Origin of the sequence: Falsigemmobacter faecalis, assembly GCF_003863335.1 — a bacterium.
GTDB classification, from domain to species: domain Bacteria; phylum Pseudomonadota; class Alphaproteobacteria; order Rhodobacterales; family Rhodobacteraceae; genus Wagnerdoeblera; species Wagnerdoeblera faecalis.
Map to the genome: position 1 here is coordinate 89,655 of NZ_RRAZ01000009.1, position 19,743 is coordinate 109,397.

At 64.3% G+C, this 19,743-nt stretch carries 15 protein-coding genes; 11 read left to right on the forward strand and 4 right to left on the reverse strand.

Going from position 1 to position 19,743, the window contains the following annotated elements:
- The 3 genes from EG244_RS07965 to hflX all read left to right on the forward strand — a co-directional run bounded on the left by EG244_RS07965 (position 1) and on the right by hflX (position 3,167).
- Positions 1–1,539, forward strand: a complete 1,539-nt coding sequence (locus EG244_RS07965; protein ID WP_124964474.1) for a TrkH family potassium uptake protein — start codon at positions 1–3, stop codon at positions 1,537–1,539.
- 114 nt (positions 1,540–1,653) lie between these two features.
- Positions 1,654–1,887: an RNA chaperone Hfq gene (hfq, locus tag EG244_RS07970; protein WP_028028559.1), complete on the forward strand. Its 234-nt coding sequence runs from the start codon at positions 1,654–1,656 to the stop codon at positions 1,885–1,887.
- The gene (hflX, locus tag EG244_RS07975; RefSeq protein WP_233588945.1) at positions 1,884–3,167 is read left to right on the forward strand and encodes a GTPase HflX; all 1,284 of its coding nucleotides are present in this window, start codon (positions 1,884–1,886) and stop codon (positions 3,165–3,167) included. Before hfq ends, hflX begins: the two co-directional genes overlap by 4 nt.
- Before the next feature lie 30 nt (positions 3,168–3,197).
- On the opposite strand, the gene map is transcribed toward hflX, so the two are convergent.
- The 4 genes from map to dnaE all read right to left on the reverse strand — a co-directional run bounded on the left by map (position 3,198) and on the right by dnaE (position 9,498).
- Positions 3,198–3,944 (reverse strand): type I methionyl aminopeptidase, encoded by a 747-nt coding sequence (map, locus tag EG244_RS07980; protein ID WP_124964475.1) that lies wholly within the window; start codon positions 3,942–3,944, stop codon positions 3,198–3,200.
- A 91-nt stretch (positions 3,945–4,035) separates the two neighbouring features.
- Positions 4,036–4,821, reverse strand: a complete 786-nt coding sequence (locus EG244_RS07985) for a glycoside hydrolase family 25 protein (RefSeq protein ID WP_233588946.1) — start codon at positions 4,819–4,821, stop codon at positions 4,036–4,038.
- Positions 4,822–4,919: 98 nt separating this feature from the next.
- On the reverse strand, positions 4,920–5,993 hold the full coding sequence (locus EG244_RS07990; RefSeq protein ID WP_124964476.1) for an NAD(P)/FAD-dependent oxidoreductase: 1,074 nt from the start codon (positions 5,991–5,993) through the stop codon (positions 4,920–4,922).
- Between the two features lie 4 nt (positions 5,994–5,997).
- Positions 5,998–9,498 (reverse strand): DNA polymerase III subunit alpha, encoded by a 3,501-nt coding sequence (gene dnaE / locus EG244_RS07995; RefSeq protein WP_124964477.1) that lies wholly within the window; start codon positions 9,496–9,498, stop codon positions 5,998–6,000.
- A 102-nt stretch (positions 9,499–9,600) separates the two neighbouring features.
- Between dnaE and EG244_RS08000 the strand changes: the two genes are divergently transcribed.
- The 8 genes from EG244_RS08000 (at position 9,601) to EG244_RS08035 (ending at position 19,586) form a co-directional block, all read left to right on the forward strand.
- Positions 9,601–10,068: an SRPBCC domain-containing protein gene (locus EG244_RS08000; protein WP_124964478.1), complete on the forward strand. Its 468-nt coding sequence runs from the start codon at positions 9,601–9,603 to the stop codon at positions 10,066–10,068.
- A 164-nt stretch (positions 10,069–10,232) separates the two neighbouring features.
- The gene (gene xdhA / locus EG244_RS08005) at positions 10,233–11,618 is read left to right on the forward strand and encodes a xanthine dehydrogenase small subunit (RefSeq protein ID WP_124964479.1); all 1,386 of its coding nucleotides are present in this window, start codon (positions 10,233–10,235) and stop codon (positions 11,616–11,618) included.
- Positions 11,615–13,930, forward strand: a complete 2,316-nt coding sequence (gene xdhB / locus EG244_RS08010) for a xanthine dehydrogenase molybdopterin binding subunit (protein ID WP_124964480.1) — start codon at positions 11,615–11,617, stop codon at positions 13,928–13,930. Before xdhA ends, xdhB begins: the two co-directional genes overlap by 4 nt.
- Positions 13,923–14,996 carry a xanthine dehydrogenase accessory protein XdhC gene (gene xdhC, locus EG244_RS20920; RefSeq protein WP_124964481.1) on the forward strand — a complete coding sequence of 358 codons (1,074 nt, stop codon included), beginning with the start codon at positions 13,923–13,925 and terminating at the stop codon, positions 14,994–14,996. Before xdhB ends, xdhC begins: the two co-directional genes overlap by 8 nt.
- Complete coding sequence (locus EG244_RS08020) at positions 14,893–16,428, forward strand: ABC transporter ATP-binding protein (RefSeq protein WP_233588948.1); 1,536 nt, start codon at positions 14,893–14,895, stop codon at positions 16,426–16,428. Before xdhC ends, EG244_RS08020 begins: the two co-directional genes overlap by 104 nt.
- Positions 16,425–17,513 carry an ABC transporter permease gene (locus tag EG244_RS08025; RefSeq protein WP_124964483.1) on the forward strand — a complete coding sequence of 363 codons (1,089 nt, stop codon included), beginning with the start codon at positions 16,425–16,427 and terminating at the stop codon, positions 17,511–17,513. Before EG244_RS08020 ends, EG244_RS08025 begins: the two co-directional genes overlap by 4 nt.
- A complete protein-coding gene (locus tag EG244_RS08030) occupies positions 17,510–18,442 on the forward strand; it encodes an ABC transporter permease (protein WP_124964484.1) in 933 nt (310 codons plus the stop codon). The genes EG244_RS08025 and EG244_RS08030 overlap by 4 nt, the downstream gene beginning before the upstream one ends.
- A 55-nt stretch (positions 18,443–18,497) precedes the next feature.
- Positions 18,498–19,586 (forward strand): BMP family ABC transporter substrate-binding protein, encoded by a 1,089-nt coding sequence (locus tag EG244_RS08035; RefSeq protein ID WP_124964485.1) that lies wholly within the window; start codon positions 18,498–18,500, stop codon positions 19,584–19,586.
- Positions 19,587–19,743 lie beyond the last annotated feature (157 nt).

Below are 19,743 nucleotides of genomic sequence, written 5' to 3' on the forward strand. Positions count from 1 at the left end.
ATGCCCGCCGCCGCCCGCGCGCCCCTGAGCCGTTATCCGCTGCCGCTTCCTGTGGTGATGCTGCTGGTCTCAGCGCTTCTGATGCTGCTGCCGGCAGTCCATGCCACCGCGACCGGGCTGGCGGATGTGGCGCGGGCGTTTTTCTCTTCCTCTCTCGCCCTTTTGATCCTGGGGCTTTTTCTCGCCATTGCGACCTGGGGGTTCCGGCCCCGCAGCCCGGCGCGCAGCCATCTGCGCAGCCTGGCCGGGGCCTGCCTTGCCCTGCCGCCGATCCTGGCGGTGCCGATGATGCAGGCGGTGCCTGAGATGAGCTTTGGCGCGGCCTGGTTTGAGATGGTCTCCGGCTTTACCACCACCGGGGCGACCATTTTTCCCGCCCATGAGCTGCCCGGCCCGGTGCATCTGTGGCGCGGTCTGGTGGGCTGGGCGGGTGGCTTTTTCGTGCTGGTCTCGGCCTCGGCGATCCTTGCGCCGCTGAATATCGGCGGCTTTGAGCTTTATGCCCCCCGCTCTTTTGGCCGCCCCGCAGGCCTCAGCCGCCACTCTGAAGGGACCGGGGCCGAGCCTGCCGACCGGCTCTTTGAGCATGCCCTGGCGCTGCTGCCCGCCTGGCTCGGGATCACGGCCTGCCTTTGGGCCGCGCTGCTGATCGCGGGCGATACCGAGCTGACGGCGCTGATGCATGCTATGGCCACGATCTCCACCTCCGGCATTACGCCGCTGGAGCGGTTTTCGACCGCGCCTTCAGGCTTTGCCGGAGAGATGGTGATTTTTGCGGGCCTTCTCTTCGCGCTGTCGCGGCGGTTTTTGCCTGGTGCCCCCCAGGCGCGGGTGGATTTCCCGCTGAAGCGCGATCCCGAGCTGCGCACGGCTCTGGTGATCCTGATCGCCGTGCCCGCAGCCCTCGCCTTTCGCCACACCCTGAGTGAACTCAGCGCGCATGAGAGCCTTGATCTGCTGCGCAGTCTCAGCGCGCTCTGGGGGGCGGTTTTCACCACGCTGTCTTTCATGACCACCACCGGCTTTGACAGCGCCTCCTGGCCGCTGACGCGGATCTGGTCGGGGATGGAGACGCCGGGGCTGTTTTTGCTGGGTCTTGCCATGGTCGGCGGCGGTGTGGCCACCACCACGGGGGGCGTGAAGCTGCTGCGGCTCTATGCGCTCTGGTCGCTGGGGCGGCGCGAACTGGAGCGGCTCTCTGAGCCCTCTGCCGTGGCCGGAGGCGGCGCCTTTGCCCGGCATATCCGCACTGAGGGGGCCTATATCGCCTTCATCTTCTTCATTCTTTTTGCGCTGACCCTGGGTGCGATGAACCTGATCCTTGCGGCCATGGGGCTGGAGTTTGAGGCCGCGATCCTTTTTTCGGTCTCAGCCCTCAGCGGGACCGGACCCATGGCCGATATCAGCCAGATTTCTGAGACCCGCTGGCAGGATCTGGACAGCGCTCCGCGCGTTGTCCTGGCGGCGGGCATGATCCTTGGCCGCCTTGAAACTCTTGCATTGATTGCATTTGCCATGCCCCAGGCCTGGCGGCGCTGAGACTTCTTTGATTTTGGGCTGGAAACTCCGCCCGTTGCATACCATATTGGCTGGCAGCCGGGAGGAAACCCGCGGCAACGCCAAGAAGAACGCGAAAAAAAGGGCAGCAGCAAAATGGCTGGCGATAAGCAGAACCTGCAGGACGCATTCCTGAACCACGTCCGCAAAGCCAAAATTCCGGTTACGATCTTCCTGATCAATGGTGTGAAGCTGCAGGGCGTCATCACCTGGTTTGATAACTTCTGTGTGCTGCTGCGCCGCGATGGCCAGTCGCAGCTTGTCTATAAGCATGCGATTTCGACCATCATGCCCGGTCAGCCCATCAGCCTGTATGAAGGCGACGATTGAACTTCCAGATTGAACAGGGTGACTCCGTCACCCGCGCCTGGGTGATCCACCCGGACCGCAAAAATGATCCTGGCCGGCGGTTGCCTGAGCACCGCCTGGCCGAAGCTGTCTCGCTGGCAGCCGCCATGCCCGAGCTGGAGGTGGTCGGCTCTGAAGTCGTGCGCCTGAGCAAGGGCATTCCCGGCTTCCTCTTTGGGTCAGGCAAGATCGCCGAGATCAAACAGCGCCTCGAAGAGGCCGAGGTGGATCTGGTGCTGATCGACGGCCCCGTGACCCCGGTGCAGCAGCGCAACCTTGAAAAAGAATGGGGCGTCAAGCTTCTCGACCGCACCGGGCTGATCCTTGAGATCTTCGCCGATCGCGCGCGCACCCGTGAAGGTGTCCTTCAGGTCGAACTGGCCGCGCTGAGCTATCAGCGCACCCGCCTTGTGCGCGCCTGGACCCACCTTGAGCGGCAGCGCGGCGGCTTTGGCTTCGTTGGCGGTCCGGGGGAAACCCAGATCGAAAGCGACCGCCGCGCCATCGACGAGCAGGTGATCCGCCTCAAGCGGCAGCTGGAAAAGGTAGCGAAAACCCGCGAGCTGCACCGCGCTGCGCGCCGCAAGGTGCCCTTCCCGATCGTGGCTCTGGCGGGCTATACCAACGCCGGAAAATCGACGCTTTTCAACCGCATGACCGGCGCGGATGTGCTGGCGAAAGATATGCTTTTCGCCACGCTTGATCCGACCATGCGCGGTGTGGTGCTGCCCTCGGGTCGGCGGATCATTCTGTCGGATACCGTGGGCTTCATCTCGGATCTGCCGCACCAGCTGGTCGCGGCCTTCCGCGCCACGCTGGAAGAGGTGCTGGAAGCCGATCTGGTGCTGCATGTCCGCGACATCTCGCACCCTGAGACCGCTGAACAGGCGGAAGACGTGCGCGAGATCCTGACCTCGCTGGGCCTGCGCAAAGAGGTGCCGGCGCTGGAGGTCTGGAACAAGCTCGATCTGCTGGATCCGGTCAGCCGCGAAAGCACGCTGGCCAATGCCGCGATCCGTCCCGATGTGCTGACGCTTTCGGCCTGGACGGGTGAGGGGGTGGACCACCTGCTCGATGTGGTCAATGACCATCTCGGCGAAGAGCGCCACCACCGCAGTCTGAATCTCAGCTTCGCCGATGGCCGCCGCCGTGCCTGGCTGCATGAGCGCGGTCTGGTCGAAGACGAAGAGCAGACCGAAGAGGGCTGGAAGATCACCGCCCTCTGGAGCGCGAAACAGGAACAGCAGTACCGCAATCTGTGACGAAAAGGCCGGGGGAAACCCCGGCCTTTTTCAGATCTTCGTCAGGATGATCGCGCCTTTGTCCGTCGCCACCACCGTATGCTCAAACTGCACCGTCGGGGCTGCGGGCCGGGCATAAAGCGTCCAGCCATCGCGACCCTGCACCGCCTCGCGCCCGCCGCGCGAGAGAAACGGTTCGACCGTCAGCACGAGGCCTTTGGCGATGACGCGGCGGTCATGCTTGTCGGGCCAGGTGGCGATCTCTTCGGGATATTCATGCAGCCCCCGACCGATCCCATGGCTCGCGAGATTGCAGATCAGCGTATAACCCTTTGATTTCGCAAAGCGGCCCACGGCAATGCCAATGGCATTCAGCGGCTGGCCGCCCCGCACCTGGGCAATCCCGAGATCCATCGCCTTTTTGCCATCGCGGCAGAGCTGCTCCAGCACGGGCCGGGCTTCGGGCAGCAGGAAACTCGCGCCGGTATCGGCGAAATACCCGTCCTTTGAGGCCGAGACATCGACATTCACCAGATCGCCCGCCTTCAGCACCCGCGGCCCCGGAATGCCATGCGCGGTCTCTTCATTGACGCTGATGCAGGTCGCTCCGGGGAAATTATAGGTGCTCTCCGGGGCCGAAATCGCGCCCGCCTTCTCCAGCAGATCGCGCCCGATGGTGTCGAGCTCCAGCGTGGTCATGCCGGGTTCGGCCGCCTTCATCATGGCATCGCGGACTTCGGCGCAGATGCGCCCGATCTGGCGCAGGCCCGCAAGCTCTTCGTCATTGGTTACGATCATGGGGCCTCCGTCTGCAACTGACACCGCTATAAGCCCATGAGGCGGCGGTGCCAGCAGAAAAACGCCGCCCCGGGGGGGCGGCGCAAAGGGCTTATTGTCGCCGCCGGGCCAGCCAGCCCGCCCAGTCGCCGGGATTGCCGCGGAAGGCGTTGATATCAACCTTGCCGGGAATGCCCTGGATGATCCCGGTTCCGGTGTGCTGCCAGAAGCTCCAGGACTGGCCGGGATAGACCGCCGAGGGATGCTCTGCCACCGCGCGCAGCCAGAACTCAGCCCGCAGACGCCCCAGATCGGTGTCTTTGTAGAAATCAGGCGTGGTATAGACCAGCGGCCGCTGGCCGTAATGGCGCTCCAGACGGTCCAGGAAGACCTCGGCTTCGCGGCGCACATGCGCCCCCTCCGGACGCACCGGGCAGTTGCGCGAGCGCGGCCATTCCAGATCAAGCACCGGCGGCAGCGCCCCGGATTCGCGCGGGACGTTGCGGATGAACCACTCGGCCTGCTCAGCCCCGGTGCGGCAGTGGTACCAGAAGTGATAGGCCCCGCGCGGCACCCCGGCACGGCGGGCGTTTTCCCAATGCGTGCGGAACTCCGGGTCGATGTGATCGCCGCCTTCGGTCGCTTTGATGAAGGCAAAGGAGACCCCCGCCGCCTGCGCCACCGGCCAGTCAATGCCCTGATTCCAGCGCGAGATATCAATGCCGTGAACCGGGTAATGCCGGGGCGGTGTCGAGGGCCAGTCGACCGGCTTCACATCGCCGAACTGCGGCGCATATTGCGAGACCGGGGCCTGGGGCCGATAGGCCGGGCCGCCCCCGCAGGCGGCCAGAAGACCCAGAGACAGCGCAATCACGCTGCGGGACAAATAGGATAACAAATTCAAAACTCCGCCTTGGACGTGTCAGAGTTTTGCAGCAGGTTCACGGGAGTGTCATCCCTTTGCAACCGGCCAAAGCTTCACGAGTCAGTAAGCTTTCAGCCAAAACGTGCAGGTGACAGCGCGGCGACCAGATCCGGGGCCAGACCCGGCGCCCGCCCGAGGATCAGATCCGCGCCCAGACGCGCCGCCCCAGGGGCGGTCTGAAAGCCATAACCACCCTGCCCGGCCTGCCAGAAAAATCCTTTGGCCGCAGGATCTTCGCCGATGACCAGAACGCGGTCCGGCGCGAAAGTCCTCAGCCCGCCCCAGGTCGCCAGCGGCCGGGTGACCCCGGTTGTGACATGGGCCTGATAGCGGTCCAGCCCCTCGGCCAGCGCCATGTCGTCGGAGAAAGCGTCATGCGGATCAACCGGCGTCTCTTCGGCGGGCGAGACGATCAGCGCCCCGGCATCGGGTTTGGCATACCAGCTTTCGCCGATGCCAAAAAAGATCGGCCAGCGCCGCAGATCCGCGCCCCCGGGCGCCGCGATCCGCGCCACCGAGCGGCGGAAAGGCTGAAAGCGCGGGCCGCTGACCCCGGCCATAGCGGCGATCTCATTCACCCAGGCCCCGGCGGCATTGACCAGCAGCGGCGCCGTGAAAACTTCATCCCCCGCCGTCACCTGCCAGAGCGCGCCTTCGCGGCGGATGGCGGTGACACGAAGCCCCGTGCGCAAAGCACCACCCTGCTGGCGCAGACGCTTCAGGGCATCCTGCATCAGAAGGTCAGTATCAATGTCCTGCGGACGGTCACAATAAGCCGCAAAAGCCACCTCGCGGCTGAGAATCGGGACGATCCCCCGCGCCTCAGTCAGCGAGAGTTCCTCAAGGTTCATGCCCGCAACATCGGCCTGAAAGGCCTCAGCCTCCCCCTCAAGACCCAGCAGCATCAGACCGCGCGGGCTGAGCCAGCCCCCGGCCTGATAGGCGTCAAAACTGGCCTCGGTCAGGGCGCGCACGGCGGGGGCACCATAGGCAGGCTCATAAAGCGCGGCGGAGCGCCCGGAGGCGTGATAGCCAAAAGCCGTCTCGGCCTCCAGCACCAGAACCCGGGCCGAAGGCGCCAGGTCTGCGGCCAGCGTCAGACCTGCGACACCGCCGCCGATGATCAGAATATCCGGGGTGTTCAATGTGTTATACCTCTTCGACGGCCAGAACGCCCTGCACGGACTTCAGGGCGGATTTCACCTGGGGCGTGACGGGCCAGGAACCGGGGATTGCCAGCTCCACCTCGGCACCCGAGGCGGGATCGATCACGGCAATGCTGATCTCGCCCTTGGCCTGACGCCCGGCCTCAGCCCTGGCGCGGCTCAGCAGCGCTGCGACGGAGGCTGCGGCCGAAGGCTCGCTCAGATGGATGCGCAGCTCACCCCCCCCGGCCCCCGCGGCGACGCTGTCGGCGAGTTCCACCCCGCGCGCCAGCAGCTTCAGGCTGTCGCCTTCGGCCGTGGCCTCAACGGTCATGACGACATTCATCCCCGGCTCAAGAAACTGCCGCGCAGCATCCAGCACATCCGAGAAGACCGTCACCTCATAAAGCCCCGTGGGATCCGAGCAGCCGACAAAGGCAAAGCGGTTCCCGCGCGAGGATTTCCGCTCCTGCCGGTTTGAGACCGAGCCCGCGAGTTTCGCCACCACCGGGCCGGCAGCCGCTTTGCGCCCCAGTTCCGCCAGCGTCAGCACGCCCTTGCGCTTCAAAGCCCCCATCCAGTCATCGAGCGGATGGCCGGAGAGATAAAAGCCGATCGCCTGATGCTCCTGCGCCAGTTTGTCGACCGGCAGCCAGTCGTTGCGCATCGCAATCCGCGGCGGCGGAATGTCATCCCCCGCCTCACCAAAAAGCGAGACCTGGTTCGAGGACCGCGCCTCATGGATCGCGGCAGAATAAGCCACCAGCGCATCCAGCGCCTCAAAAACACGCGCCCGGTTCGGCACCAGCAGATCAAAGGCCCCGGCCCGCGCCAGCATCTCCAGCGGGCGTTTGCCGACCTTTTTCAACTCCACCCGGCTGGCGAAATCTGCAAGGTCGCGGAAGGGCTTATCGCCGCGCGCTGCAACGATGAGCTTCATGGCCTCAACGCCCACATTCTTCAGCGCCCCAAGCGCATAGACCACCTGGCCTTCGTTCACCGTAAAGGTCGCATCCGAGCGGTTGATGCAGGGCGGCACCACCGGAATGCCCATACGGTCCACTTCGCGCTTATAAACGCTCAGCTTATCCGTCAGATGGATATCGCAGTTCATCACCGCGGCCATGAATTCGACCGGATGGTTCGCCTTCAGCCAGGCGGTCTGATAAGAGACCACGGCATAGGCCGCCGCGTGGGACTTGTTGAAGCCATAGTTAGCGAATTTCTCAAGAAGATCAAAGACTTCTCCGGCTTTCTTCGCGTCGATATTATGGGTGGCTTTGGCCCCTTCGATGAATTTCGGGCGTTCCTTCGCCATCTCCTCGGGGATCTTTTTGCCCATCGCGCGGCGCAAAAGATCCGCGCCGCCCAGGCTGTAGCCGCCCATGACCTGGGCGATCTGCATCACCTGTTCCTGGTAGACGATGATGCCCTGGGTCTCTTTGAGGATCGGATCAATGGTCGGGTGAAGCGACTCCAGCTCGCGCAGCCCGTGTTTCACCTCACAATAGACCGGGATATTCTCCATCGGGCCCGGGCGATAAAGCGCCACCAGCGCCACGATATCCTCAATACAGGTGGGCTTCATGCGCCGCAGCGCATCCATCATGCCAGAGCTTTCCACCTGGAAGACGGCCACGGTTTTCGCCGCGGCATAAAGCTCATAACTTGCTTTATCATCCAGCGGGATCGCGTTGATTTCATTGACAGTTCCGGCAGGCGGGTCATAGAGTTGACGCCCGTCTGAACTGAGGTGAATATCGCGGCCCTGGCCCAGTACCAGATCAATGGCATTCTGGATCACCGTCAGGGTTTTCAGACCCAGAAAGTCGAATTTCACCAGCCCCGCCGCTTCGACCCATTTCATATTGAACTGGGTGGCAGGCATCTCCGAGCGCGGATCGCGGTAGAGCGGCACCAGCTCATCGAGCGGGCGATCCCCGATCACCACCCCCGCCGCGTGGGTCGAGGCGTTGCGCAAAAGCCCCTCAAGCTGCTCGGCATAGGTCAGAAGGCGCTCCACGACCTCTTCCGATTTCGCAGCCTCGCGCAGGCGCGGCTCATCGGCCAGGGCCTTGGTGATCGAGACGGGCTTGACCCCTTCAACCGGGATCATCTTCGACAGCCGGTCGACCTGGCCGTAAGACATCTGCAGCACGCGGCCAACGTCGCGCACCGCCGCTTTTGACAGCAGCGCGCCGAAGGTGATGATCTGCCCCACTTTGTCGCGACCATAGCGGCCCTGAACATAGCGGATCACCTCTTCGCGGCGATCCATGCAGAAGTCGATGTCGAAGTCCGGCATCGAGACCCGTTCCGGGTTCAAAAACCGTTCAAACAGAAGCGCATAGCGCAGGGGATCAAGGTCGGTGATGGTCAGAACATAGGCCACCAGCGAGCCCGCCCCCGAGCCCCGGCCCGGACCGATCGGGATGCCCTGGGCTTTGCCCCATTTGATGAAATCCGCAACGATCAGGAAGTAGCCGGGGAAGCCCATCCGCTCGATGATCGTCAGCTCAAATTCCAGCCGCTTTTCATAGTCTTCGCGCGGAGCGGCCAGCGGGATCACCGCAAGGCGCTTTTCCAGGCCCTCCCAGGCCTGACGGCGCAGCTCTTCGACCTCATCTGCGGCGAAAACCGGCAGGATCGGCTTGCGCTTATAGGCGGCAAAGGCGCAGCGGCGGGCGATTTCCACCGTATTTTCCAGGGCTTCAGGCAGATCGGCAAAAAGCGCCGCCATGACTTCGGGGGATTTCAGGCTATGCGCGGGCGTCAGGCGACGGCGCGGCGCGGATTGATCCACATAGGCCCCGTCGGCGATGCAGATCAGCGCATCATGCGCCTCATACATCTTCGGGTCGGGAAAATGGACGTCATTGGTCGCGACAATCGGCAGAGCTTTGGCATAGGCCATTTCAAGGAAGGGCCGCTCGGTCAGCCGCTCACCCGCCGTAAACTGGCCATCCTCGCCCGGGTGGCGCTGCAGTTCCACATAAAAGCGGTCGGGGTAAATCGCCGCCAGGCGGTCGAGCAGCGCTTCGGCCCGGGCGTTTTGGCCGCCCTGCAGCAGCCGCCCCACCGGGCCCTCGGCCCCGCCGCTCAGACAGATCAGCCCCTCGGCATGATCCGCCAGATCTTCCACCGTCACCTGCGGCACCTCAGCGGTTTCGCGCAGATAAAGGCAGGAGTTCAGCTTCATCAGATTTTCATAGCCGCGCTCGTTCTGCGCCAGCAGCACCACCGGCGCGGGCGCACGGGGCTTTTCGCCCTGGGGTGCCGGATCAAAGCGCAGCGAGAGCTGGCAGCCCACGATGGGCTGCACGCCCGAGCCAATCGCCGTGACGGAAAATTCCAGCGCAGCAAAGAGGTTATTGGTATCCGTCACCGCAATCGCGGGGATATTTCCCGCCACACAAAGCTTCACAAGCTTCTTCAGCGGCACCGCCCCTTCAAGGAGCGAATATTCGGTATGGGTGCGGAGGTGGATGAATCGTGGCTGGCTCATGGCACCAGCATAGGGGCTGACCCGCGCGGGTGGAAGGCTTCCTTGACAGCGGCGGCGACGGGGCGCAGGCTGCCCCGGTGACCTCAGGTCAGGGAGAACCCGATGGAGCAGGCCCGCGACCTCAGCTTTGAAGTGGCACTGGCCTGCACCCCCGCTGCGGCCTGGCGCTGCTGGACCGAAGCCGAACTTTTGAAACGCTTTTTTGCGCCCGAGCCTGGGCGCACGGAAGAGGCCGTCATCGACCCGGTGCCGGGCGGGCGGTTTTACACGAAGATGGTCTTTGCAGCGCACGGCGAGATCCGTGGCGAGGGCTGCATCCTGCATGTCGAGCCGGGGCGGCGTCTGGTTTTCACCGATTCCCTCTCGGCGGGCTGGCGTCCCAACCGCGAGGGGTTCTTTACCGCGGATCTGCGGTTTGTCCCCGGTGAGGCGGGCGGCTGCCTTTACCGCGTGACCGCGCGTCACGCCGATGGCGCAGCGGCAGAGCGTCATGCGCAGATGGGCTTTGTGAGCGGCTGGACCCAGGTCGCGCGGCAGCTTGAGCGGGTGGCTCAGACCCTGAAAGCGTGACGGCGCGCAGAATTTTGACCCCCGGATGCATCTTCTGCGGACTTATTCTGTGGACTTAGTGTCGCGGATCGGCTTTCCTGAATGACAGCCAGGGGCCTGTCCTTACGCCGCATCGGGACACGCCGCCAATTTTGCAGATCACTGGTAACGCGGCGGATCAGACGATGAGTGATGTAGCGTTTCTGCTGAATGGAACGCCGGTACGTGTGGAGGGCGTCTCTCCCGCACGCACCCTGCTGGACTGGCTGCGTGAAGAGCGCGGGCTGACCGGCACCAAAGAGGGCTGCAATGAGGGAGACTGCGGGGCCTGCACGGTCGTCGTCTCGGATGAGGCGGGATCGCGGGCTCTGAACGCCTGTATCCTCTTTTTGCCGCAGCTTCAGGGCAAATCCATCCGCACGGTTGAGGGCTTTGCCGATGAGGCGGGGCGGCTGTCCCCGGTCCAGCAGGCCATGGCCGAGTGCCACGGCAGCCAATGTGGGTTTTGCACGCCCGGCATCGTGGCCAGTCTGACCGCCGCCGTCATTTCGGGGGCGCGCGATCATGACCGCACCCTGGCGGGCAACCTTTGCCGCTGCACCGGCTATGCGCCGATCATCCGCGCCGCAAAAGCCGCCGAGACTGCGCCGCTGCCGGTCTGGGTGACTTCTGACCGCAGCAGGGCGCTGCCGCCGGTCATGAACCGGTCCCGGGCGGCCTGGTTTGCGCCGCAGAGTTCCGATGAGCTTGCGGCCCTGTATCTGGCGAACCCACAGACGCGGCTGATCGCCGGGGCGACCGATGTCGGGCTTTGGGTGACCAAGGGTCTGAAGGATCTCGGCCCCGTGGCTTTTATCGCCGGGGTGAAGGATCTTCAGCGCATTGAAGAGACCGCTGAGCACTTCCGCATCGGGGCCATGGTGACCCTCTCGGACCTGCTGGCCGCGCTGAGCCCGCATTTTGCCTCTCTGGGCGCGATGCTGGCGCGCTATGCCTCGGTGCAGGTCAGGAATGCCGCCACCATTGGCGGCAATATCGGCAATGGCTCGCCCATCGGCGACAGCCCGCCCGCGCTGATCGCGCTGGACGCAAAGCTGCATCTGCGCCGCGGTGACAGCCGCCGCAGTCTGCCGCTTGAGGCCTATTTCCTCGACTATGGCCGTCAGGACCGCCAGCCCGGCGAATTTATCGAATGGATCGAGATCCCGAAGCAGGCCGATACCCTGCGGGTGGCCAAGCTCTCAAAGCGGTTTGACCAGGATATCTCTGCCGTGCTCGGGGCGTTTAATCTTGTCACCGAGGCGGGGGTGATCGCTTCGGCCCGTATCGCCTTCGGGGGCATGGCGGGAACGCCAAAACGGGCCGGCGCGACGGAGGCCGCGCTGATCGGTCGGGCGCTCTCGGATGAGACGCTGCGGGCCGCTCAGGCCGCACTGGAGACAGATTTCACGCCGCTCTCAGATATGCGGGCCTCGGCAGCCTACCGGATGGAGGGCGCGAAAGGCATGCTCGCGCGCGTCTTTGCCGAGGCCCGGGGCCTCAAAACCGATCTTCACGAGGTGCAGGCATGAGTGTCGGGCTGTCCGTTCAACATGATTCAGGCGTGCTGCATGTCTCGGGCCAGGCGCGGTATATCGATGATATCCCCCTGCCCGCCAATGTGCTGCATCTGGCCTTTGGCCTGTCCTCCGAGGCCCATGCCGAGATCCTGAGCATGGATCTGAGTGCTGTGCGCGCCGCCCCCGGTGTGGTGGCGGTCCTGACCGCTGAGGATCTGCCCCACGGGGCCGACTGCTCGCCCTCAGCCCATGATGAGCCGCTGCTGGCGGAGGGCCGGGTTCATTACATGGGCCAGCCGGTTTTTCTGGTGCTGGCCGAGAGCCATCTGGCGGCCCGCAAAGCGGCGCGGCTTGGCAAAATCACCTATGAAGCCCTGCCCGCCATCCTGACCGTGGAACAGGCGCTGGCCGCCGAAAGCCGCTTTGGCCCCCCGGTGATCTGGGAGCGCGGGGAGACCGAGGCTGCGCTGGAAGCCGCGCCCCGGCGTCTTTCGGGCGTCATTGAGATGGGCGGACAGGAGCATTTCTACCTCGAATCCCAGGCCGCTGCGGTGCTGCCGGGCGAAGGCGGGGATCTGCATGTCTACAGCTCGACCCAGCATCCGACCGAGATCCAGCATAAGGTGGCCGAGGCCATCGGTCGCCCTATGCATGCCGTGCGCGTGGAATGCCGCCGCATGGGGGGCGGCTTTGGCGGCAAGGAAAGCCAGGGCAATGCGCCCGCCATCGCCTGCGCCATCGGGGCTTTGCTGACCGGGCGGCCCTGCAAGATGCGCTATGACCGCGATGACGACATGGTCATCACCGGCAAGCGGCATGATTTCCGCATCCGCTATGATGTGGGCTATGACGGTCAGGGCCGCATCCAGGCGGTCTCGTTTCAGCACTACACCCGCGCAGGCTGGGCGCAGGATCTGACCCATCCGGTCGCCGACCGCGCGATGCTGCATTCCGACAATGCCTATTTCATCCCGGCGATGCGGATTGAGAGCCACCGCCTGCGCACCAATACCCAAAGCGCCACCGCCTATCGCGGCTTTGGCGGCCCGCAGGGGATGCTGGGGATTGAGCGGGTGCTTGATCATCTCGCCCATGCGCTTGGCCGCGATCCGCTGGAGGTGCGGCGGCTGAACTTCTATCCCGACCGCCCCACGGATGGCCTCCCCCCGGCGGAGGTGGCCACCACCCATTACGGCCAGGAAGTCCGGGATATGGTGCTGGGCCGCCTGACCGACCGGCTGGTGCAAAGCGCAGAGTATCACGCCCGCCGCAAAGCGATTGCCGAGTGGAACGCCGCCAACCCGGTGCTGAAACGCGGCATCGCGCTAACGCCGGTGAAATTCGGGATTTCCTTCACGCTGACGCATCTCAATCAGGCGGGGGCGCTGGTTCATGTCTATGCCGATGGCTCGGTGCATCTCAATCACGGCGGCACCGAGATGGGCCAGGGGCTGTTTCGCAAGGTCAGTCAGGTGGCGGCCTCCGAATTCGGCCTGCCGCTGGAGCTGATTAAGATCACCGCGACCGATACGGCGAAGGTGCCCAATACCTCGGCCACCGCGGCCTCTTCGGGGACGGATCTCAATGGCATGGCGGTCCAGGTCGCCTGTGTGACGATCCGCGACCGTATGGCGGCGCATCTGGCATCGGTGGCGGGCGTCGCGCCGGAGCAGGTTCGCTTTGAGGGCGGCCGGGTCACCGCAGGCTCTGCCGAGATGACCTTTGGCGAGGCAGCTGCGGCCTGCTATGCCGCGCGGGTCTCGCTGTCCTCGACGGGCTATTACAAAACCCCCGACCTGTCATGGGACCGCGCAAAGGGGCGCGGCCGGCCGTTCTTCTACTTCGCCTATGGCGCGGCGGTCTCGGAGGTGGTGATTGACACGCTTACCGGCGAAAACCGCATTCTCAGGACCGATATTCTGCATGATGCGGGGGCTTCGCTGAACCCTGAGCTGGACATCGGACAGATTGAGGGCGGCTTTGTGCAGGGCGCGGGCTGGCTGACCACGGAAGAACTGGTCTGGGACGATCAGGGCCGTCTGCGCACCCATGCGCCCTCGACCTATAAAATCCCGGCCTGCGCGGACCGGCCCCGGACCTTCAATGTCACCCTTTGGGATGAGCCGAACCCCGAAGCCACGATCTACCGCTCGAAGGCGGTCGGAGAGCCGCCCTTCATGCATGGCAATTCCGTGCTGATGGCGCTGTCGGATGCCATTGCAAGCTGTGGCGATGTCAGCCGCTATGTCGCGCTCGATGCGCCCGCCACGCCCGAGCGGGTGCTGATGGCCGTGCGCGCGCAGCAGGGCCATCAGCATGGCTGATCTGTCCCGCCTGCGGGAGGCCACGGCCCGCCACGCCCTGGTTGCGCGGATCGTGGTGGCCGGGTTCGAGGGCTCTGCCCCGCGCGAGACCGGCACAGCCATGCTGGTCTGGCCCGGCGGCTCCGAGGGCACCATCGGCGGCGGCGCGCTGGAGTTTGAGGCCATGGCCCGGGCGCGCGCCATGATCGCGGCCGGTGATCTGACGCCGCGGCTGACCCGCGAGCCGCTGGGGCCAAAGCTTGGCCAATGCTGCGGCGGCGCCGTCACGCTGCTCACGGAAGTCTTCTCGCAAAGCACCCTGCCAGAGCCGGACGCGGGCCTCTGGCTGCGCCCGGTAACACCCGAGGCGCGGGCCGGGCGGGAGATGCCATTCACGCTGCGCCGTATCGTCGCACGCGGCCGCTCAGCGGCCGGTCCGGCCCCCCGCCCCGGCCTTTATCTGGGCTGGATGGCGGAGCCGGTCGCCGCCGCAAAACAGCCGCTGTGGATCTGGGGGGCGGGCCATGTCGGACGCGCCATGGTGCAGGTATTGCAGCCGCTGCCGGACTGGCAGATCACCTGGATCGACACCGACCGCAGGCGCTTTCCCGAGGCCATCCCCGAGGGGGTCACCCCCCTTCACGACGACGCACCACAGCGATTTTGCAGCGAGGCTCCGGCCGGGGCTGCGCATCTGATTGTCACTTTCTCACATGCGCTTGATCTGGAACTTTGCCACCGGCTTCTGCTAGGGGGGGAGTTCAGCTTTCTGGGACTGATCGGTTCGGCCACCAAAAGGGCGCGTTTCCGGTCCCGACTTGCAGCTTTGGGACATCGGGAGGACGCGCTTGCGCGGCTGACCTGCCCGATCGGCGAACGGAGTTTTGGCAAGCATCCTCAGGCCATTGCCATCGGCGTGGCGCATCAATTGTTAAAACGGCATTCCGAGGCGGAGATCACGGATGACATCATCGACCGGCCCCCTGCTGAGCCTCAGCGGCCTGACGAAAGCCTATCCGGGGGTGGTCGCGAACAGCGACGTCTCCTTCAGCATCGGACCGGGGGAAATCCACGCGCTTCTCGGTGAGAACGGCGCGGGCAAATCCACCCTGGTAAAGATGATCTATGGCCTGGTGCAGCCCGATGCCGGTCAGATGGTGCTGCGCGGCGCGCCCTATCATCCGCACCGCCCCTCTGAGGCACGCCAGAAGGGCGTGGCCATGGTCTTCCAGCATTTCTCGCTCTTTGATGCGCTGAATGTGGCGGAAAACGTGGCGCTTGGGATGGAGAACCCGCCGCCCATGGGCGAGCTGGCCGGGCAGATCCGCAAGGTCTCAAGCACCTATGGCCTGCCCCTCGATCCCGCGCGTCTCGTGGGCGATCTCTCTGCCGGAGAACGGCAGCGCGTGGAAATCGTGCGCTGCCTGCTGCAGGATCCGAAGCTGCTCATTATGGATGAGCCGACTTCGGTGCTGACGCCCCAGGAGGTGGAGATCCTGTTCCGCACCCTGCGCCAGCTTTCGGCGGAAGGGACGGCGATCCTTTATATCTCGCATAAGCTCGAAGAGATCCGCAGCCTGTGCGACACCGCCACCATTCTGCGCCGGGGCAAGGTTGTCGCCTCCTGCAATCCGCGCGAGAAATCGGCCCGCGAACTGGCAGAGCTGATGGTCGGCCAGATCCTGACGCCCCCCGCCCGCGCTGAACACACCCCCGGTGAGCTGCGCCTTGAGGTGAGCGGGCTGTCGGTCGCCTCGCCCAATCCCTTCGGGACCTCGCTGAAAAACATCTCTTTCCAGCTGCGCGGCGGCGAAGTGCTGGGCATTGCAGGCGTCGCCGGCAATGGCCAGGACGAATTGCTGCTGGCGCTGTCGGGGGAGATCACCACCCAGGCCGGTCGCGTGAAGATCAAGGGCCAGCCCGCCGGGAACCTTGGCCCCAATGAGCGCCGCGCCCTGGGTCTGGTCTCGGCCCCCGAAGAGCGCCTCGGCCATGCCGCTGCCCCGGATATGAGCCTGTCAGAGAACGCGCTTCTCTCGGGTAACCTGCGCCAGGGGCTGTCATCGGGCGGCTTTATCAACTGGGCAAAGGTTGAAACCTTCGCCGCAGAGATCATCAAAGCCTTTGACGTCCGCACCCCCGGCACCCATGTCGCGGCGCGCGCGCTTTCGGGCGGCAATCTGCAGAAATTCGTGCTCGGCCGGGAAATCCTGCAAAACCCCGATATCATTGTGGTCAACCAGCCGACCTGGGGCGTGGATGCGGCGGCCGCCGCCACCATCCGCCAGGCGCTGCTGGATCTGTCGGCCAAGGGCGCCGCTGTGGTCGTCATCAGCCAGGATCTCGATGAGCTTCTGGAAGTCGCCGACAGCTTTGCCGCGCTGAATGAAGGCAGCCTCAGCGCGCTGCGCCCCGCGCGCGGTCTGAGCGTGGATCAGATCGGCCTGATGATGGGCGGCGCGCATGGCCTGCCCGAGACCCCTGCCCTGGCCCCAAAACCTGAAGAGGCCCGCCTGTGATCCGTCTGGAAAAACGCCCCACGCCGTCGCGGACCTGGGTCGCCGTTACCCCTGTTCTCGCTGTTCTGCTGACCATGATTGCCGGGGGCCTGATGTTCTGGGCGCTTGGCAAAAACCCCTTTGAGGCGATCCGCACGATCTTCTGGGATCCGCTTTTCAATGAGCAGTTCGCGGCCTATTCGCGCCCGCAGCTGCTGGTCAAAGCCGGTCCGCTGATCCTGATCGCCATTGGCCTCTCTCTGGGCTTCCGGGCCGGGATCTGGAACATCGGCGCTGAGGGTCAGTATATTATGGGCGCCATCGCCGGTGCGGCGGTCGGGCTTTATTTCTACCCCGAGCCCGGCTGGCATATCTTTCCGCTGATGGTGGCGGCGGGCCTTGTGGGCGGCATGCTCTGGGGGCTGATCCCGGGCCTTCTGAAGGTCTGGTTCGGCACCAATGAGATCCTCGTGTCGCTGCTGCTGGTCTATGTCGCGGAATCGCTGCTGGCGGCCATGGCCATCGGCAAGATGAAGAACCCCGATGGCGGCGGCTTCCCCGGCTCGCGCAACTTCGCGAAATATGAGGCTTCGGCCAACCCGGAGCTGATCGCCGGAACCGGTATGCACCTTGGCGTCGTCACCGCCTTTATCGCGGTGATTGCGGCCTATGTGCTGCTGCAGCGCCATATGCTGGGCTATAACATCCGCCTGACCGGTCAGGCCCCGCGGGCGGCGCGCTTCTCGGGAGTCTCTCCGGCGGCGCTGGTGCTGATCTGCATGGGTGCCTCTGGCGCGCTGGCGGGCATGGCGGGGCTTTTTGAGGTCACGGGTCCGGGCGGTCAGATCAGCATCGACTTTGCTTCGGGCTATGGCTTTACGGCGGTGATCGTGGCGCTGCTCGGCCGTCTCAATCCGATCGGCATTCTGCTGGCGGGTCTGCTGCTGGCGCTGACCTATATCGGCGGTGAGCTGGCGCAGTTCATGCTGAGCCTGCCGAAAGCCTCGATCCAGGCCTTCCAGGGGATGCTTTTGTTCTTCCTGCTGGCGCTTGATCTTCTCTCTAACTACCGGATCCGTCTGGCCCGCCGTGAGGTTGCGCGATGAACCTGTCTGCCATTGATTTCTGGATCCTGACGGCCTCGCTGATCGTCGCCTCGACGCCCATTCTGCTGGCGGGTCTGGGCGAGCTGGTGGTGGAACGCGCGGGCGTTCTCAACCTTGGTGTTGAGGGCATGATGATCACCGGTGCCATCGCGGGCTTTGCCACGGCGGTGCATTCGGGAAGCCCGCTGATCGGCTTTGCCGGCGGCGCGGCGGCGGGGGCTGCCATGAGCCTGATCTTCGCGGTGCTGACGCAATATCTGCTGGCCAATCAGATGGCGACGGGCCTTGCGCTGACGCTTTTTGGCTTGGGCTTCTCGGCGCTGGTGGGTCAGGGCTATGTGGGCGCGAAACCCCCGATGATGGGCAAGCTCGATCTTGGGCCGCTCTCGGATATTCCGGGCTTTGGCGTGGCCTTCTTCCGCCATGATCTGATGGTTTACCTGAGCTTCGCGGCGGTGGTGGCGATCTGGTATTTCCTCAGCCGCACCCGCGCGGGCCTGGTGCTGCGCGCTGTGGGCGAGAACCACGATGCCGCCCATGCGCTTGGCTATAAAGTGGTCCGCATCCGCATCCTGGCCATCATGTTCGGCGGCGCCATGGCGGGCCTTGGCGGGGCCTATCTTTCGCTTATTCGTGTGCCGCTCTGGACCGAGGGCATGACCTCGGGCGCGGGCTGGATTGCGGTGGCGCTGGTGGTGTTTGCAAGCTGGAAACCCGGCCGCCTTCTGCTGGGTGCCTGGATTTTCGGCGGCATCACCGTTTTGCAGCTTAATCTTCAGGTGGCGGGCGTACAGATCCCGACGGAATATCTTTCCATGTCGCCCTACTTGATTACGATCCTCGTTCTCGTGGTAATGTCTGCCATGGGAGGCAGGAAAGCAAAGGGTGCCCCTGGGGCCCTTGGCCGAAGCTTTCACGCAACACATTGACTTTAGGCTATATCCGGGCAATTGCCCGGGAAACCCGCAACCCGGAGTATACCTGATGATGCGCAAAACACTTCTTGCTACCGCTGCACTCGGCCTCGGCCTTGCCTTTGGGGGCACCGCTTCGGCCCAGGCGCTGGATAAAGCGAAAGCCTGCTTTATCTATGTCGGCCCGAAAAACGACGGTGGCTGGAGCCAGTATCACCACGAAGCGGTGGAAAAGATGCAGGCGCATTACGGCGATAAAGTTGAAGTGCAGTATCAGGAATCGGTGCCGGAAGGTGCGGATGCTGAGCGCGTGATGAGCCAGATGGCGCTCTCGGGCTGCAACATCATTTTTGCAACCTCCTTTGGCTTCATGGATGCGACCAACAACGTTGCGGGCAAATTCCCGAACGTGAAGTTCGAGCATGCCACCGGCTACAAGCGCGAGCACGCCAACGTCTCAACCTATAACGCGCGCTTCTATGAAGGCCGCGCCGTCACCGCCACCATCGGTGGCCTGATGACCAAGTCGAACAAACTGGGCTACATCGGCTCCTACCCGATCCCGGAAGTCATCATGGGCATCAACGCGGTCTATCTGGCGGCGAAAAAGGTGAACCCTGAGGTTGAGCTGTCGGTGGTCTGGGCTTTCTCGTGGTTCGACCCGGCCAAAGAGGCCGATGCGGCCAAGGCGCTGATCGATCAGGGCGTGGATGTGATCTTCTCGCATACCGATTCGACCGCGCCGCTGATTGAAGCGCAAAAAGCGGGCAATGTGACCGGTTTTGGTCAGGCGGCTGACATGCCGGAATTCGGGCCCTACCCGCGCGTTTCTTCGATCATCGACGACTGGGCGCCCTATTACATCGAGCGCGTTGGCGCGGTTCTCGAAGGCAAATGGGAGCAGTCGGACCGCTGGGACGGCATTGCTTCGGGCGAAGTCAAAATCGGCGAGTTCTCCTCGGCCGTGCCGGATGACGTGAAGGCGAAAGCTCAGGAAGTCATGGACGGCATCGTCGCGGGCACCCTGCACCCCTTCACCGGCCCGCTGAACAAGCAGGACGGCACCCAGTTCCTGAAAGAAGGCGAGACCATCTCTGACGCCGATCTGGCCGGTATGATGTTCTACGTCGAAGGCATCAAAGGCGACATTCCGAAGTAAGCCGTTCAGGTTTACGTCTCGGAACCTTCCCGAAAGGCCCCGCCGTTATGGCGGGGCCTTTTGCATAAAGCCGCGCCCTCTTGCTGTCTCTGTCGGCAAAGGGGCGGAATTACGAAGAATGTTACGCATCTTCCCGCGCCGGTTAGCGGAAACATTC